At 66.2% G+C, this 16,197-nt stretch carries 16 protein-coding genes; 12 read left to right on the top strand and 4 right to left on the bottom strand.

What is annotated here, in order from left to right:
• Positions 1–12: 12 nt before the first annotated feature.
• The gene (locus ACKY0X_RS19800) at positions 13–1,665 is read right to left on the bottom strand and encodes an acyl-CoA synthetase (RefSeq protein ID WP_065042401.1); all 1,653 of its coding nucleotides are present in this window, start codon (positions 1,663–1,665) and stop codon (positions 13–15) included.
• Between the two features lie 69 nt (positions 1,666–1,734).
• Between ACKY0X_RS19800 and ACKY0X_RS19805 the strand changes: the two genes are divergently transcribed.
• The 3 genes from ACKY0X_RS19805 (at position 1,735) to ACKY0X_RS19815 (ending at position 4,495) form a co-directional block, all read left to right on the top strand.
• Entirely contained in the window at positions 1,735–2,535 is an 801-nt protein-coding gene (locus ACKY0X_RS19805; protein ID WP_065042400.1) for a crotonase/enoyl-CoA hydratase family protein, read from the top strand.
• On the top strand, positions 2,535–3,539 hold the full coding sequence (locus tag ACKY0X_RS19810) for an NAD-dependent epimerase/dehydratase family protein (RefSeq protein WP_409427382.1): 1,005 nt from the start codon (positions 2,535–2,537) through the stop codon (positions 3,537–3,539). Before ACKY0X_RS19805 ends, ACKY0X_RS19810 begins: the two co-directional genes overlap by 1 nt.
• Before the next feature lie 80 nt (positions 3,540–3,619).
• Positions 3,620–4,495, top strand: coding sequence for a hypothetical protein (locus ACKY0X_RS19815; RefSeq protein ID WP_409427383.1), 876 nt, complete (start codon positions 3,620–3,622; stop codon positions 4,493–4,495).
• 21 nt (positions 4,496–4,516) lie between these two features.
• On the opposite strand, the gene ACKY0X_RS19820 is transcribed toward ACKY0X_RS19815, so the two are convergent.
• A complete protein-coding gene (locus tag ACKY0X_RS19820) occupies positions 4,517–5,734 on the bottom strand; it encodes a cytochrome P450 (protein WP_409429710.1) in 1,218 nt (405 codons plus the stop codon).
• A gap of 42 nt (positions 5,735–5,776) precedes the next feature.
• Here ACKY0X_RS19820 and ACKY0X_RS19825 point away from each other — a divergent pair, with 42 nt between their 5' ends.
• The 5 genes from ACKY0X_RS19825 (at position 5,777) to ACKY0X_RS19845 (ending at position 9,697) form a co-directional block, all read left to right on the top strand.
• Entirely contained in the window at positions 5,777–6,502 is a 726-nt protein-coding gene (locus tag ACKY0X_RS19825) for an acetoacetate decarboxylase family protein (RefSeq protein ID WP_406759664.1), read from the top strand.
• Positions 6,503–6,618: 116 nt separating this feature from the next.
• Positions 6,619–6,933, top strand: coding sequence for a DUF2563 family protein (locus ACKY0X_RS19830; protein WP_409427384.1), 315 nt, complete (start codon positions 6,619–6,621; stop codon positions 6,931–6,933).
• A complete protein-coding gene (locus tag ACKY0X_RS19835) occupies positions 6,915–8,798 on the top strand; it encodes a glycohydrolase toxin TNT-related protein (protein WP_409427385.1) in 1,884 nt (627 codons plus the stop codon). Before ACKY0X_RS19830 ends, ACKY0X_RS19835 begins: the two co-directional genes overlap by 19 nt.
• A gap of 152 nt (positions 8,799–8,950) precedes the next feature.
• Positions 8,951–9,280, top strand: coding sequence for a hypothetical protein (locus ACKY0X_RS19840; RefSeq protein WP_409427386.1), 330 nt, complete (start codon positions 8,951–8,953; stop codon positions 9,278–9,280).
• Positions 9,281–9,697, top strand: a complete 417-nt coding sequence (locus ACKY0X_RS19845; protein WP_065042394.1) for a hypothetical protein — start codon at positions 9,281–9,283, stop codon at positions 9,695–9,697. It begins immediately after the preceding gene.
• Between the two features lie 22 nt (positions 9,698–9,719).
• On the opposite strand, the gene ACKY0X_RS19850 is transcribed toward ACKY0X_RS19845, so the two are convergent.
• On the bottom strand, positions 9,720–11,270 hold the full coding sequence (locus ACKY0X_RS19850) for an acyl-CoA synthetase (protein ID WP_409427387.1): 1,551 nt from the start codon (positions 11,268–11,270) through the stop codon (positions 9,720–9,722).
• A 66-nt stretch (positions 11,271–11,336) separates the two neighbouring features.
• A complete protein-coding gene (locus ACKY0X_RS19855; protein ID WP_409427388.1) occupies positions 11,337–12,368 on the bottom strand; it encodes an LLM class F420-dependent oxidoreductase in 1,032 nt (343 codons plus the stop codon).
• Between the two features lie 58 nt (positions 12,369–12,426).
• On the opposite strand from ACKY0X_RS19855, the gene ACKY0X_RS19860 reads away from it, so the two are divergent.
• From ACKY0X_RS19860 to ACKY0X_RS19875, 4 genes are read left to right on the top strand one after another with little or no spacing between them, the layout of a single operon-like run.
• Positions 12,427–13,419, top strand: a complete 993-nt coding sequence (locus ACKY0X_RS19860) for a Zn-ribbon domain-containing OB-fold protein (RefSeq protein WP_065042392.1) — start codon at positions 12,427–12,429, stop codon at positions 13,417–13,419.
• Between the two features lie 8 nt (positions 13,420–13,427).
• Positions 13,428–14,492: a thiolase domain-containing protein gene (locus tag ACKY0X_RS19865; protein ID WP_065042391.1), complete on the top strand. Its 1,065-nt coding sequence runs from the start codon at positions 13,428–13,430 to the stop codon at positions 14,490–14,492.
• Complete coding sequence (locus tag ACKY0X_RS19870; protein WP_409429711.1) at positions 14,489–15,658, top strand: thiolase domain-containing protein; 1,170 nt, start codon at positions 14,489–14,491, stop codon at positions 15,656–15,658. Before ACKY0X_RS19865 ends, ACKY0X_RS19870 begins: the two co-directional genes overlap by 4 nt.
• Before the next feature lie 41 nt (positions 15,659–15,699).
• Positions 15,700–16,110 (top strand): nuclear transport factor 2 family protein, encoded by a 411-nt coding sequence (locus ACKY0X_RS19875; RefSeq protein WP_409427389.1) that lies wholly within the window; start codon positions 15,700–15,702, stop codon positions 16,108–16,110.
• Positions 16,111–16,197: the final 87 nt, after the last annotated feature.

Here is a 16,197-nt window from a genome sequence, read left to right on the forward strand (position 1 = left end):
AATTCGGCGAAATCAGCTTCCGGCCGCCACATGCTTGGCGTGCACCTCGTCGGCGGGACGGGCCTCGGTCTGCTCCTTGGCCCAGCGGTAGTCGGGCTTGCCGGCCGGGGAACGCTTGACCTCGTCGACGAACCACAGGCTGCGGGGGACCTTGTAGCCGGCGATCTCGGTACGCGCGCAGGCGTTGATCTCCTCCAGCGAAGGCCGGGCATCGCCGCGCGCCTGCACCACCGCCGCCACATGCTGTCCGTAGCGGGCGTCGGGCACCCCGACCACCAGCGCGTCGAAGACGTCCGGGTGAGTCTTGAGGGCGGCCTCGACCTCCTCGGGATAGATCTTCTCCCCACCGGAGTTGATCGACACCGAGCCACGGCCCAGCATGGTCACGCTGCCGTCGGCCTCAACCTGTGCGAAGTCGCCGGGGATCGCGTACCGCACGCCGTTGATGGTGCGGAACGTCTCGGCGGTCTTCTTCTCGTCCTTGTAGTAGCCGACCGGGATATGGCCGCGCTTGGCGATGATGCCCCGCACGCCCGAGCCGGGCTGAACCTCGTTGCCGTCGTCGTCGAGCACCACGGTGGTCTTGTCGATGGTGACCCGCGGCCCGCCGGTGTGCGCTTCGCCCTTGGCGACAATGCTGGTGCCGCCGAAACCGGTCTCCGAGGATCCGATGGAGTCGGTGATGATCCGGTTGGGCAGCAACTCCAGCAGGCGTTCCTTGATGCTCGGGCTGAACAGCGCCGCGGTGGACGCCAGCAGGAACAGCGACGACAAGTCGTACTCGTTGCCGGCGTCCTGGTGGGCCAACAGCGCGTCCAGCAGCGGGCGCGCCATCGCGTCACCGGTGAAGAACAACAGGTTGACCTTGTGGTCGTGGATGGTGCGCCATACCTGATCGGCGTCGAATTCCGGCGCCAGGACCACGGTCTGACCGCTGAACAACGACATCCAGGTCGCCGACTGGGTGGCACCGTGGATCATCGGCGGGATCGGGTGGCGGACCATCGGCGGGTTGGCGACGGCCTGCTTGGCCAGGTCGTACTCGTCGGCGATCGGCTCGCCGGTGGCGAAGTCGGTGCCGCCGAACAGCACCCGGTAGATGTCCTCGTGGCGCCACATCACGCCCTTGGGGAAACCGGTGGTGCCGCCGGTGTAGAGCAGGTAGATGTCGTCGGCGCTGCGCGGTCCGAAATCACGCTCCGGCGAACTCTGCGCCAGCGCGGCCTCGAACTCCACGCCCCCGTAGCGCTGGTAGTCCAGGTCGGAGCCGTCTTCGACCACCAGGATGGTCTTGACGTTCGGGGTGTCGGGCAGCACGTTGGCGACCCGGTCGGCGTACTGACGCTCGTGCACCAGCGCAACCATGTCCGAGTTGTCGAAGAGGTAGCGCAGTTCGCCCTCGACGTAGCGGAAGTTGACGTTGACCAGGATGGCGCCGGCCTTGATGATGCCGAGCATCGCGACGACGATCTCGTTGCGATTTCGGCAGTACAGGCCGACCTTGTCGTCCTTCTTGACGCCCTGGCTGATGAGGTAGTGAGCCAGCCGGTTGGCCTTCTCCTCCAGCTGCCCGTAGGTCAGCTGATCAGACCCACAGATCAGGGCAACCCGATCCGGGACGGCGTCGATGGCGTGTTCGGCTAAGTCGGCGATGTTGAGAGCCACAACACACAAACTAGAACGTGTTACATTTCGATTTCAAGTCGAGGTTCCAACCCGGAAAGGCGGACGCCGGTGAGCGAGTCGTCAGAACAGCCCCACGCCCTCGTTGAGCAGCGCGGACACACCCTGATCGTCACCTTGAACCGGCCGGAGTCCCGCAACGCTCTCTCCGGCGAAATGCTCGCGATCATGGTCGAGGCCTGGGACCGCGTCGACAACGACGACGACATCCGCTCGTGCATCCTGACCGGCGCCGGTGGCTATTTCTGCGCGGGCATGGACCTCAAGGCGGCCAACAAGAAGGCGCCGGGCGACTCGTTCAAAGACGGCAGCTACGACCCGTCACGAATCGACGGCTTGCTCAAGGGTCGCCGGCTGACGAAGCCGTTGATCGCAGCGGTGGAAGGCCCGGCCATCGCCGGGGGCACCGAGATCCTGCAGGGCACCGACATCCGCATCGCCGGCGAGAGCGCCAAGTTCGGCATCTCCGAGGCCAAGTGGAGCCTGTACCCGATGGGCGGCTCCGCGGTGCGGCTGGTCCGCCAGATCCCCTACACCATGGCCTGTGACCTGCTGTTCACCGGTCGCCACATCACCGCCGCCGAGGCGCTGGAGATGGGTCTGATCGGCCATGTGGTGCCGGACGGTTCCGCGCTGGACAAGGCGCTGGAGATCGCCGAGCAGATCAACAACAACGGCCCGCTGGCGGTGCAGGCAATGCTGCGCACCATCCACGAGACCGAAGGCCTGCACGAGAACGAGGCCTTCAAGATCGACACCAAGATCGGCATCAAGGTTTTCTTGAGCGAGGACGCCAAGGAAGGACCGCGGGCGTTCGCCGAGAAGCGCAAGCCCGAGTTCAAGAACCGCTGATGCGGGTCGCAGTCACCGGCGGCACCGGCTACCTCGGCGCCCACACCGTCAAGACACTGCTGGAAGCCGGACACTCGGTGCGGCTGCTGGTCGCCCCGGGCTGCGGTGACGAGCCGGTCATTCCCCGACTGCGCGAACTGGGCACGCTGGAGGTGCTCGACGGCGACATTCGCGACACCGCGGTGGTGGCTGCGCTGTTGGATGGCTGCGACGCGGCGCTGCATGCCGCCGGGGTGGTCGGCACCAACGACCGCCAGGAAAAGTTGATGTGGGACATCAACGCCTACGCCACCGAAGCGATCCTGACCCGCGCCGTGGCCGCCGGTCTGGACCCGGTGGTGTCGGTCAGTTCCTACAGCGCGCTCTTTCCGCCGCCGAACGGGATCATCGGCCCGGACTCGCCCACCGTGCCCGGGCGCAGTGCGTATGCCCGTACCAAGGCATACGGCGAGCGGGTGGCCCGCCGACTGCAGGACGAGGGCGCTCCGGTCGTGGTCACCTACCCCTCCAGCGTCGTCGGACCGGCGTTTCACACCGCGCCCGGGGTCACCGAGCGAGGCTGGGCACCGATCGTGAAGTACCGGGTGGCGCCGGTGGTGCGCGGCGGCATGGCGATGGTCGACGTCCGCGACATCGGCCTGGTGCACGAGGCGCTGATGCGTCCCGGCCGCGGTCCGCACCGCTATCTGTGCGGCGGGATCATGGTCAGCTTCGACGAGATGATCGCCGCGGTGGAGCAGGGCTTGGGCCGGCCAGTGCGCCGAATCCCGGTGGCCCCCAGCCTCTTCAAGGGCATCGGAAGGGTCAGCGACCTGGCCAGCAAGCTGCTGCCGCTGCCCGAGTCGCTGAGCTACGAGGCGGCGTGGCTGCTGACCTCGGCCACCCCGACCGACGACTCGGCCACGCTGGCCGATCTGGGGCTGGCGTGGCGGTCCCCGGTCGAGGCGATCGTGGAGTCGCTGCGGGCACCCCTCCCCTCCCCTCCCTTTTCGCCGAACGTGTAACCACTGCGAAAATTCGGCCGGATTTTCGCAACCAGTGCACGTTCGGCGTTCGTGTCGGTGGTCGTTGGCAGACTCCCGCCATGGTGGCACCGTTCTTGGGCAGCGAAGCCGTGCGGACCGGGCGGCTGACGCCGTACGCCTTGCGGAGCCGATTCACCGCGATCCATCCCGACGTCTACGTCCCGGCCGTACCGAAGCTCACCGCCGTGTCGCGGGCACCCGCCGCATGGCTGTGGTCACGTCGGCGCGGGGTGATCGCCGGCCAATCCGCTGCCGCGCTGCACGGTGCCAAGTGGGTCGACGACCGCGCCCCAGCCGAGTTGCTCTACGACTGCCGGCGCCCGCCCGGGGGTATCCGGAGCTGGTCGGACCGAGTACAGGCTGATGAAGTGCAGCTGATCGGCGATATGCGGGTCACCACCCCCGCCCGCACCGCATTAGACCTCGCCTGCCGCTATCCGCTCGGGCGGGCCGTCGCGGCCATCGACGCACTGGCCCGCGCGACCCGCCTCTCGATGGCCGAGGTCGAGGTACTGGCCGAGCGCTACCGGGGCCGCCGAGGGATCCGCCGTGCACGGATGGCGCTATCACTCGTTGACGGCGGCGCCGAGTCACCCCGCGAAACCTGGTTGCGACTCTTGCTGATTCGGGCGGGATTTCCCCAGCCGCAAACCCAGATTCCGGTCTACGACGAGTACGGCCAGCTTGCTGCCGTCGCGGACATGGGTTGGGAGGACATCAAAGTCGGTGTCGACTACGAAGGCGAGCACCACCGGATCACGCGCGCGGCATTCAACAAGGGCATCAGGCGCCACGAAACCATGACCCAACTCGGCTGGATCGATATCCGGATCACTGTCGAAGACACCGAAGCCGGGATCATCGGCCGAGTCAGCGATGCCTGGACTCGCCGAACGTGTACTGAGCCCGAGATTTCCGCGAAATATCCGGCCTGATTACACGCTCGGCGAAGATGACTACGCCAGCACCGGTTTGCTCGGGGTGAACACCACCGGCATCGACTCCAGGCCGCTGACGAAGTTCGCCGGGCGCAGCGGCAACGCGTCGCCGGACGCCAGCCGCAGATCCGGCAGGCGCTGCAGGATCCGCTGTGTCATCAGCCGCAATTCCAGCCGGGCCAGCTGGTTGCCCAGGCAGAAGTGCGTGCCGAAACCGAATGCCACATGGCTGTTGGGGTCGCGGGTGACATCGAAGCGTTCCGGCTCGTCGAACACCGACTCGTCGAAGTTGGCCGACTCGAACAGCAGCAGCATCTTCTCGCCCTCGCGCAGCTGCGTGCCGTGGAACTCGGTGTCGCGGGTCAGGGTGCGGCACATGTTCTTCACCGGCGAGGTCCACCGCAGCATCTCCTCGATCGCCACCGGCAACCGATCGGGTTCGCGCTGCAGCAACTCCCACTGATCGAGGTGGCGCAGTAGCTGCGCCGTGCCACCGGAGAGGGTGTGCCGAGTGGTCTCGTCGCCGCCGATCAGGATCAACAGCGTCTCGAAGATGATCTCGTCGTCGGTCATCTGTGCGCCGTCCACCTCGGCGTTGACCAGCACGGAGAACAGGTCGTCGGTGGGCTCGGCCCGACGTTTCGTGATGGTGTTCCTGGTGAATTCGGTCCAGCCGGCGAACGCCGCCATGACCGCCTGAGCCGTCGCCGATTCCGGATCCAGGTGTGAGCTCAGCCCGGCCACCAGGTCGTCTGACCACCGCAGGAGCATCGATCGTTCTTCGGGCAGCACCCCGAGCATGTCACCGATCACCGCCATCGGTAGCGGGGCGGCGATGTCGCGGACGAAGTCGCATTCACCGCGCTCGCACACCGCGTCGATGAGGGTGTCGCACAACGTCTCGATGGACGGCAGCTGGGCATGCACGCGTTTGCGGGTGAATCCGGCGTTGACCAGCTTGCGGCGCAACAGGTGCGCGGGGTCGTCCATGTCGATCATGTATGGGAAGCCCGGTTGGTCGGGACGGATGCCGCCGGCGTTGGAGAACACCTCGGGCGTGCGTTCGGCGTCGATCACCGCTTGGTAGGTGGCCGCCGCGGCCAGCCCGTTGCGGTCCCGGAACACCGGCTCGTTGGTCCGCATCCAACCGTAGGCGCCACGAGCACCCCCGTCGGCGTAGAACGTGCCGTCGGTCAGATCGACGTCCGGCTTGGTGGCCGGCTTCGCATCGGCCATTACCTCGGTCATTGACGTCCTCCCCGGATTACAGTGGGAGCCATGGCTCTTTCACAGCACACCATCGCTGGCACTGTGCTTACCATGCCGGTCCGTATCCGTCACGCGGATGTACATTCCGCAATGTTTTCGGTCCCTGCGGACGCCGCGCAGGCGATGATCGACTACAGCGGCCTGCAGGTCTTCCAGCAGCAGCCGGGACGCGCCGTGGTCAATCTGATGCTGGCCCGCTACATAGACGGCGACCTGGGCAAGTACCTGGAGTTCGGGACCGCGGTGATGGTCAACCCGCCGGGGACCGAGGCCAGCGGCTGGCGGGCATTGGGCTCGGCCGGCGCGTTCATCCACCACCTGCCGGTCGACCAGGAGTTCACCCTCGAGGCCGGGCGCACCATCTGGGGATTCCCGAAGATCATGGCGGACTTCGCCGTTCGCGACGGACGGCAGTTGGGTTTCGATGTCGCCGCTGACGGCCAGCACATCGCCACCATGGAATTCGGTCGCGGGCTGCCGGTTCCGGGGCTGTTCACGTCCAAGCCCCGGGTGCTGCAAGCATTCAGCCACCTCGACGGGGTCACCCGCCAAGTGCCTTGGGAGATGCGAATTTCGAAAGTGCGCGGGTCGCTCGGCGGTACCACGCTGCGGCTTGGCACCCACCCTTACGCCCGCGAGCTGGCCGCGCTGGGTCTGCCCAAGCGGCCGATGATGTCGTCGACCGTGGGCCGCGTCGAGATGACCTTCGGCGACGCGCAGGTGATCGGCAGCTAACCGTCCAAGCACGGCCGGGGCTGATCCACGAACTTCGGCCATTCTCCTCGGTGAATTGACGCCCGCACGACCGGCTGTCAACGTTGATTCCCAGCTGACGCAGCAGAGGAGTCACGATGTTCGTCGATCCGGCGATGCTGAAGGACGGGGCAACCCATTCTCACAGCGCTGCGGACCACGCCCAGGCGGGCGCGGCGTCGTTGGACCAGACTGCGGTGGCGGCGGGAATCTTCGGCAGTTTCGGCGCCGCCGACGCCTTCCACCAGGCGATCTCGACCCGCCATAGCGACCACGTCACAACCCTCAGCGATCAACGCCGCGTCTTGGCCGATGTCGCGGACAAGGCACACCACTCCCGGCGGGCATTTATCGGTATGGATCAGCACAACGCGGCCGAACTTCGTGCGGTGTGGTGCAACTCCGCTACATAAGCCTGCCGCTGCTCATCGATGCCGCGGGCGGCGACCCGTGGCAGGTCAACAACACCCTGCGAAGCGGTAACCCGGCCGCTGTCGACGAACTCGCGCAGGCCTTCCACAACGCCGGCGCGTGTACCGCCGCGTCCAGCGCGGCGTTCGCCCAAGCCCGCCAACGCTTCGAGGCGGCTTGGAACCGGGAGAACGGCGAGCACCCGATCAACGACTCGGCGGAAGTGCAACGCGCCACCGACACCTTGCACCTGCAGCAAACCCAGCTCACGGCTATCGGCACCGACCTGGAAATGATCGCCGCCGCGCTGGCCGAGGCCCAGAAGTCGGCGGCCGCGAAGATCCATGCGTTGGAGATCCAGCTGCAAGACATCGACAACCGCATCGGCATGTACCAGCGGGCACACCTGGATACCGCCGAGTTGGAACAGGTCGCGATCGATGACACCGCCGGCATCCTGCACCAGATCGAAAAGCTCCGCGACGGCTACGCCGGAATACTTCAGGTTTCGACAACCAAGCTGCTCTCCCACGGCTACGCCAGCGCACCGCTGGGTGGCCCCCTCAGTCCCGCCCCGAGCGCGCCGGGCGACCGGTCCGCGTTCGAGGAGCTATTGCGCGCCAACGACCGGGCGGTGCTCGATGCCATGGCCCGGGTCCGGGCCGCCCAAAAAGCCCTCGACGACGCCACGGCCAAGGCGTACCAGCAGGGTGCGGGCAGCGACGCGGCCCAGGAGGCGATGACGCGGCTGCCGGCATTGAAGAAGAACCTCGCCGATGCCCTCGATGACCTGGGCAAGATCCCCGATTACTCGACCATCGATCCCGTCTCGGTGCACCTGGGTCCCGGCGGCGCCGTGTCATTCGCCTACACCCTCGAGGGCCAAAAGATGGTGGCGACCGGCACCCTCAAAAACGGCACCGGCGAGGTCTACGACCAGGGCGCCGGCGCCGGCAGTGGCGCCTACTTCAGCTATCAGGACGGCAAGCTGGCCGGCTCCCGGTTCCTCGACCCGGGCCGCGTCACCCCCGACGACGCGCTGCTGCAGAACGTCATCTTCACCGCGGTGGGCGCCGGCCCCGCGGTCACCGCCGGCAAGGCCGGCGTCGAAGCCGGCTGGCAAGGCATGCGGTCCCTGCTCGCCCGCGAAGCCCTCGAAACCAGCGGCGGTACCGCTGCCGGCCTGAGCGCCGACAACGTGCTGCCGCGCGCGATCACCCAGGCCGAAATCCGCGCGCAGGCCGCCGCCGACGATCTCGCCATCCACCACTCGGGTGCGCACGCTCCGGTCACCACCGGTGGCGACCACATTCCGCCGATAACGACCGCCGATCAAGGCCCAGCGGTGCTTACGCACGAACACGTCCCACCCAGCGGGCCACACGTGCCGGCCCCAGCGGCCGCGGGACATCCATTACCAGCTGATTCACCCTTGTTCGAGGGCTACCACCCCATCGAACCGGGACCACAATTCACCGACTCCGCCGGCCGCTTGATCTACCCTGACGACAGCCTGGCCAGCAAGCCGTACGCAATACCGGGCACCGTCATCCCGCATGCGGACTTAGCCGCCGGCACCGAACTCGGGCGTTTCGGACCTCCTAGCGGCAGCTACTTGGCGCCAGAGGGCACGCCGTTCGCCCACCTGTCTCTTCCACCCGAAAGTGCTTCCGGCCCATATTTCCGGTATGCAGTAGACGACCCAACCATGCTCCCGCCCGGCTGGCAGATTGAACAATCTCGGGCAGCCCCGTGGTTCCATCAACCGGGTGGAGGTACTCAGTATCGGATCATCGCACCACCTGGCGAACGCGCAAGCATCGAAATACTGATACAGCGAGGCTATCTGAAAGTGGTTCGAAACTGATGCATAATTTCTCGTTATTGTCCTCCACTTGGGTCGAATGGAACGACTTATCCCACATATCGGCGTCCGTCAATACTGACTGTCCTGACTGTGAAATCAGCTTTGTTTCCGATGCACAGTCCTTTCACCTGCGATACGAAGGCGATTGGTGGGTGATCGACGAGACCGACGACCGTCGGAAGCGCTACAACGACACCGCGCGGTTATCCAATTTCGCCTTGGCCGAGAAGTATCTCCTATGGAGATGGGGGTCTTTCATGCGCATGGTCCTGAGCTTGCCGTTGTCCGGCCCGCAACTATTCAAGCAGGGTTATAGCAGTGACGTCAGCGTGGGGCCGGCTAACATTCCATGGCGGATCGAAACCACGTCATCCGCTGGGTCGGCAATCCTGTCCGAAACTGATTCCACTATCTTCAGTCATTTCATGTTGAAATCAGTAGACCAGATCATCAACATGGCCAGAGAAGGGCTGCGGACATAGATGAAGATACTGTTGGAGTTCTACCTGCGGTACCTCGATTTTATCTACCTGAATCCCGATTATCGAATCACTAATTCCAGGACCTCAGGTTCGGACACCATCAACGCCTCGCTCACAGTCACGGGACCGATACTGAGCTGGCAGATCGCCAACGACCGAGGCCAAATCCTCTTCGATGTCGCGCCGACCAAGTCGATCTCACCTGACAACTGGTTCCGGGTACCTATCGTCCGACAGTATCTCGATGGCTACGACGAGACAAACGTGGTCTCGCCGGCAGAGTCGGTAGCGTGGATTCGCGATAATGCGCAGCGCATCGAGGATCTGTTTGTCGACTCATCGGCAGCGCAGTCATGCAAGGCACTAACGGCGCTTGAGGAAGCAAACGCACTGAAGTACTGGGGTCCGCCCAGGTAGTTTCGCGCACGGACCACCACCCCTAGATCTTGGCGTCCCGCCCCTCCCAGTACGGGTCTCGCAGCTTGCGCTTGTACAGCTTGCCGTTGGGGTCACGCGGCATCTCTGCGATGTAGTCAATTGACTTGGGCAGCTTGAACTTCGCCAGCCGTGCCGCCGCGTACTCCATCAGCTCGGCGGTCAGCGCGTCATCGCCGGCCACGCCCTCGGCCGGCTGGACGACGGCCTTGATCGCCTCACCCCATTCCTCGTCGGGCACCCCGAACACCGCGACGTCGAGCACCTTCGGGTGGATGATCAGCTCGTTCTCGATCTCGGCCGGGTAGACGTTGACCCCGCCGGAGATGATCATGTTGGTCTTGCGGTCCTGCAGATAGAGGTAGCCGTCCTCATCGAGGTAGCCGACGTCACCGACGGTGAACAGGTCGCCGGCACGGTTCTCCTCGGTCTTCTTCTTGTCGTTGTGGTAGGCGAAGGTGGAGCCGCCCATCTGCATATAGACGGTGCCGACCTCACCGGCCGGCAGCTCGTTGCCTTCGTCGTCGAGAACCTTGACCACCGAATACGGCCAGGCCTTGCCTACCGAACCCGGGTGGGTCAGCCACTCGGCGCCGCTGATCTTGGTGCCGCCGCCCTCGGTGGCGGCGTAGTACTCGGTGATCACCGGACCCCACCAGTCCAACATCTGTCGCTTGACCTCGGGCGGGCACGGCGCCGCGCCGTGAATCATGTTGCGCAGCGAAGACATGTCGTAGCGCTCGCGCACCTCGGCGGGCAGCGCCAACAACCGACGGAACTGGGTGGGCACCATGTGACTGTGGGTGACCTTGTGCTGGTCGATCAACGCCAGCATCTCCTCGGGGTCCCACTTGTCCATCAGCACCACCTTGTGGCCCAGCTGGATGGAGATCGACGAGAAGTTCAGCACCGCAGTGTGATACAGCGGCGAACCACAGATGTGCACGTGGTTGTCGAACGGCAGCAGGTCATAGAGCGCGAAGAAACCGGCCGAGGCAACCGGAACCGCGTCGGGGTCGACGCCGGTCAGCGGACGCTTGACGCCCTTGGGCTTGCCGGTAGTGCCGGAGGTGTAGAGCATCGCGGCGCCCATGGTGCGCACGTCGGGCCGGGTCGCCGGCTCGTCGGCGCCCAGCGTGGCCAGCGGGGCGAACCCCTCGATGTCGCCGACGGCGAAGCGTCCCTCGGCGGGCAGGCCGGCCTCGTCCGCGGCGATCTTGGACGCCTCAGCGAACCGCTCGTGGGCGACAACAACTTTCGCGCCACTGTCGGAGAGGATGTAGCCGATCTCCGGACCGGTGAGGTGCCAGTTGATGGCCACGATGTAGAGCCCGGTCTGCATGGCAGCGAAGTACACCGCCAGCGTGTCGACGATGTTCGGCAGCACCATCACCAGCACGTCGCCGGGCTCCAGGCCCATCGCCTGCAGGCCACGGCCGTAGCGGTCCGCCCGGGCGGCCAGCTCCCCGTAAGTCAGCTGACCGCCGTGGACATCGACCACGGCCACGGCGTCGGGGGTGTCACGGGCAATGTTCCACAGGCCGGCTTCGCTCATTCGGCCAATCTAGAACGCGTTCTAGTCTGCCCGCAAGACGGGACCGGCGCCGCGCGCCGAACCGGACTAAACCAGCGAGGCCAGCTGCTGAATCTGCTCGGTGCTGCGTCCGGTGACCACCATCATGGTGACGCCGGCGGCCTCCCACACCTTGATCTGCTTACGGACGTAGTCGACGTCGCCCACGATCGCGGCGTCGTCCACCAGCTCGTCGGGGATGATCTCGCCGGCCTTGTCCTTTTGCCCGCTGCGGAACAACTTGGTCACGTCGTCGACGACCTCGCCGTAGCCCATCCGGCGGTAGACCTCGGCGTGGAAGTTGGTGTCCTCCGAACCCATGCCGCCCATGTAGAGCGCCAGGTAGGGCTTCATCGCCGCGAACGCCGCGGCGCGGTCTTCGGTGATGACGATGTTGGCCGTCGCACAGATCTCGAAGGTTTCCCGGGTGCGCCGCGCGCCCGGACGGGCAAAGCCCTCGTCGAGCCACTCGTTGTACATGTCGGCCAGTCGCGGGGCGTAGAAGATCGGCAGCCAGCCGTCGGCGATCTCGGCGGCCATCGCAATGTTCTTCGGGCCTTCGGCGCCGAGCATCACCGGGATGTCGGCCCGGCGCGGGTGGGTGATCGGCTTGAGCGCCTTGCCCAGCCCGGTGCTGCCCTCGCCGCTGATCGGCAGGGGGTAGTGCGGGCCGGCGCTGGTCACCGGGGCCTCGCGGGCCCACACCTGGCGCAGGATGTCGATGTACTCGCGGGTGCGCGCCAGCGGCTTGCCGAAGCGCTGGCCGTACCAGCCCTCCACCACCTGCGGGCCGGACACACCCAGGCCAAGGATGTGGCGGCCGCCGGAGAGGTGGTCCAACGTCAAGGCGGCCATCGCGCAGGCGGTCGGGGTACGTGCCGACAGTTGAACCACCGAGGTGCCCAACCGAACCCGTGATGTCGACGAGCCCCACCAGGCCAGCGGCGTGTAGGCGTCGGATCCCCACGCCTCGGCGGTGAAGACCGCGTCGAAGCCGGCGTTCTCGGCCGCGGCGACCAGTTCGGCGTGGTTGGTCGGCGGCTGCGCGCCCCAATATCCGAGTTGCAGTCCCAGCTTCATCCTTGGCTCCTCGATTGCCTGCTTGCCACCATTGTTAGAACCTGTTCTACTCGATGCCGTGACTGCCAGCCAAAGCAACCGCGCGCAGATCGATGAGCATGAGCCGCCCCTCTCTGCGCCGCTGAAGTTGTCCTTCGACTACACACGTTCAGTCGGCCCCGTTCTGGGCGCGTTCTTCACCGCTCTGCGTGAGCGCCGCATCGTCGGCGTACGTGGCTCCGACGGTCGGGTGTACGTGCCGCCGGCCGAGTATGACCCGGTCAGCTACGAACCGCTCACCGAGATCGTACCGGTGAGCAGTGTCGGCACCGTGGTCTCGTGGTCCTGGCAGCCGGCCCCACTGGAGGGCCAACCGCTGGACACCCCGTTCGCCTGGGCGCTGATCAAGCTCGACGGCGCCGACGTGCCGCTTTTGCACGCGGTGGCGGCCGAAAGCGCCAAGGACATCAGCGTCGGCACCCGGGTGCACGCGCACTGGGCCGACGAGACCGTCGGCGCGATCACCGACATCGCCTACTTCGCGATCGGTGAGGACGCCGAACCGGTGGCCGACACTCCCGATGAGCGCGACCCGGTGAGCATGGTGGTGATTCCGTCCAGCCTCGAGATCCAGCACACCGCCTCGCTGCCGGAGAGCGCCTATCTGCGCGCCCTGCAGGAAGGCAAGCTGCTCGGGGCGCGCACCGGCACCGACGGCAAGCTGTACTTCCCGCCCAAGGAGGCCGACCCGGCCACCGGCCTGCCGCTGGACAACTTCGTCGAGCTGCCGGACAAGGGCACGGTGACGACGTTCGCCATCATCAACATCCCGTTCGCCGGGCAGCGCATCAAGCCGCCGTACGTGGCCGCCTATGTGCTGCTCGACGGCGCCGATATTGCCTTCTTGCACTTGGTGTCTGACATCGACGCCCACGAGGTGCGGATGGGTATGCGCGTCGAGGCGGTGTGGAAGCCCCGCGAGGAGTGGGGCCTCGGCATCGACAACATCGAGTACTTCCGGCCCACCGGCGAACCGGACGCCGACTACGACACCTACAAGCACCACCTGTGAGGGGCAGCATGACGCAACGCGATGTCGCGGTGGTGGGCTTCGCCCACGCCCCGCACGTTCGCCGCACCGACGGCACCACCAACGGCGTCGAGATGTTGATGCCGTGTTTCGCTCAGTTGTACTCCGAGCTGGGCATCGCTCAGACTGACATCGGCTTCTGGTGCTCCGGTTCGTCGGATTACCTTGCCGGACGGGCCTTCTCGTTCATCTCGGCGATCGACTCGATCGGCGCGGTTCCGCCGATCAACGAGTCCCATGTGGAGATGGACGGCGCATGGGCGCTGTATGAGGCCTACATCAAGGTATTGACCGGCGAGGTCGACACCGCGCTGGCCTACGGCTTCGGCAAGTCCTCGGCCGGCCAACTGCGCCGGATCCTGGCCCTGCAGACCGACCCCTATACCGTTGCGCCGCTGTGGCCGGACTCGGTCTCGATCGCAGCCCTGCAGGCCCGACTCGGCCTGGACGGCGGCCAATGGACCGCCGAGCAGATGGCGCGAGTGGCACTGGATTCGTTCGCGGTCGCCGACCGGGTGGATTCGGTGGAGTCGTCGGCCAACCTCGACGACTTGCTGGGGCGTCCGTTCTTCGCCGACCCACTGCGCCGCCACGACATCGCACCGATCACCGACGGCGCTGCCGCGATCGTTCTGGCCGCCGGCGACAAGGCCCGTGAACTGTGCGAAAACCCGGCCTGGATCACCGGTTTCGAGCACCGCATCGAGTCACCGGTGCTGGGCAGTCGGGACCTGACCCGGTCGCCGTCGACAACCGCCTCGGCACGGGCGGCCAGCGGCGACGACATGCCCGCGGTGGACGTCGCCGAGATCCACGCGCCGTTCACCCATCAACACCTGATCTTGACCGAGGCGATGCGGTTGCCGTCGAAGACGAAGGTGAACCCCTCCGGTGGGGCCCTGGCAGCCAACCCGATGTTCGTCGCCGGGCTGGAGCGCATCGGCTTCGCCGCGCAGCACATTTTCAACCGTTCGGCCGGCCGCGTGCTGGCGCATGCCACCAGCGGCCCGGCGCTGCAACAGAACCTGGTCGCGGTGATGGAAGGACGCAACTGATGGGCCAACTCGCTGCGGTGCTGGGCACCGGGCAGACCAAGTACGTTGCCAAGCGCCAGGACGTCTCGATGAACGGCCTGGTGCGTGAGGCCATCGACCGCGCGCTGGCGGACTCGGGCTCGACGTTCGACGACATCGACGCGGTGGTGGTCGGTAAGGCACCGGACTTCTTCGAGGGCGTGATGATGCCCGAGTTGTTCATGGCCGACGCCGTGGGCGCCACCGGCAAACCGCTGATCCGGGTCCACACCGCCGGTTCGGTGGGCGGGTCGACCGCGATAGTGGCGGCCAGCCTGGTGAAGTCCGGCAAGTACCGGCGGGTGCTGGCGATGTCCTGGGAGAAGCAGTCGGAGTCCAACGCCATGTGGGCGCTGAGCATCCCGGTGCCGTTCACCAAGCCGGTGGGCGCCGGCGCCGGCGGCTACTTCGCCCCGCACGTGCGGGCCTACATCCGCCGTTCCGGAGCGCCGAATGACATCGGCGCGATCGTCGCGGTCAAGGACCGGCTCAACGGCGCCCGCAACCCCCTGGCGCACCTGCACCAGCCGGACATCACCGTCGAGAAGGTGATGGCGTCCCAGATGCTGTGGGACCCCATTCGTTTCGACGAGACCTGCCCGTCTTCGGACGGTGCTTGCGCGATCGTGATCGGTGACGAGACGGCCGCGCAGGCCCGGATCGACGCGGGCGAGCCGGTGGCCTGGATCCACGCCACCGCGCTGCGCACCGAGCCGTTGGCCTACTCCGGTCGCGATCAGGTCAATCCGCAGGCCGGCCGGGATGCCGCTGCCGCACTGTGGAAGGAAGCCGGGATCACCAGCCCGATCGATGAGATCGACGCCGCGGAGATCTACGTGCCGTTCTCCTGGTTCGAGCCGATGTGGCTGGAAAACCTGGGCTTCGCCGCACCCGGCGAGGGCTGGAAGCTCACCCAGGCCGGCGAGACGGCGATCGGCGGGAAGCTGCCGGTGAACGCCTCCGGCGGGGTGCTGTCGTCCAACCCGATCGGCGCCTCGGGCATGATCCGGTTCGCGGAGTCGGCGATCCAGGTGATGGGCAAGGCCGGCGACCACCAGGTTCCGAACGCCCGCAAGGCGTTGGGTCACGCCTATGGCGGCGGCTCGCAGTACTACTCGATGTGGGTGGTCGGCGCCGAAAGGCCCTGACCGCCAAGTCTGTTCGTTCCCAGTCGACAGGAGCAGCACCGATGAACTCAGATCACCCCGCCCACGTAGCAGGCAAGCGTTCCCGCGATGCGGTAGCGGCCCGCGACAAGGAGGCCTGGCTCTCCGTCTTCGCCGACGACGCGATCGTGCAAGACCCGATCGGGCCGTCGCACTTCGACCCCGAGGGCAAGGGTCACCGCGGTCGTGACGAGATCTCGGCGTTCTGGGACAAGGCGATCGCCAGCACCGACAAGATCGAATTCAACTTCTCCGACACCTTCCAGTGCGGTGATGAGGAAGCCAACACCGGAAACATCACCATCACCATGGGCGGTCACCAGATCGTCACCGAGGGTGTGTTCACCTACCGGGCCAACGAGAAAGGTGAACTGGTGGCGCTGCGCGCCTACTGGGAGCTGGACCGCGCGGCCAAGACGGCCCGCAAGCTCTAGGCGCGGCGGCGTCCGTCGTCGAGATTTAATCTCACGACGCGACACGCCGATTCAGCGTCGTGGATTTCCCACTCGCCGCACGGGCTC

The organism is Mycobacterium sp. SMC-11 (genome assembly GCF_046250095.1).
Classification (GTDB): domain Bacteria; phylum Actinomycetota; class Actinomycetes; order Mycobacteriales; family Mycobacteriaceae; genus Mycobacterium; species Mycobacterium heraklionense_A.

Excerpts from the sequence above, each read along its gene's own strand:
- ACKY0X_RS19810 (WP_409427382.1), top strand. The coding sequence starts at position 2,535 with ATGCGGGTCGCAGTCACCGGCGGCACCGGCTACCTCGGCGCCCACACC.
- ACKY0X_RS19815 (WP_409427383.1), top strand. The coding sequence starts at position 3,620 with ATGGTGGCACCGTTCTTGGGCAGCGAAGCCGTGCGGACCGGGCGGCTG.
- ACKY0X_RS19820 (WP_409429710.1), bottom strand. The coding sequence starts at position 5,734 with ATGGCCGATGCGAAGCCGGCCACCAAGCCGGACGTCGATCTGACCGAC.
- ACKY0X_RS19825 (WP_406759664.1), top strand. The coding sequence starts at position 5,777 with ATGGCTCTTTCACAGCACACCATCGCTGGCACTGTGCTTACCATGCCG.
- ACKY0X_RS19830 (WP_409427384.1), top strand. The coding sequence starts at position 6,619 with ATGTTCGTCGATCCGGCGATGCTGAAGGACGGGGCAACCCATTCTCAC.
- ACKY0X_RS19845 (WP_065042394.1), top strand. The coding sequence starts at position 9,281 with ATGAAGATACTGTTGGAGTTCTACCTGCGGTACCTCGATTTTATCTAC.
- ACKY0X_RS19850 (WP_409427387.1), bottom strand. The coding sequence starts at position 11,270 with ATGAGCGAAGCCGGCCTGTGGAACATTGCCCGTGACACCCCCGACGCC.
- ACKY0X_RS19855 (WP_409427388.1), bottom strand. The coding sequence starts at position 12,368 with ATGAAGCTGGGACTGCAACTCGGATATTGGGGCGCGCAGCCGCCGACC.
- ACKY0X_RS19865 (WP_065042391.1), top strand. The coding sequence starts at position 13,428 with ATGACGCAACGCGATGTCGCGGTGGTGGGCTTCGCCCACGCCCCGCAC.
- ACKY0X_RS19875 (WP_409427389.1), top strand. The coding sequence starts at position 15,700 with ATGAACTCAGATCACCCCGCCCACGTAGCAGGCAAGCGTTCCCGCGAT.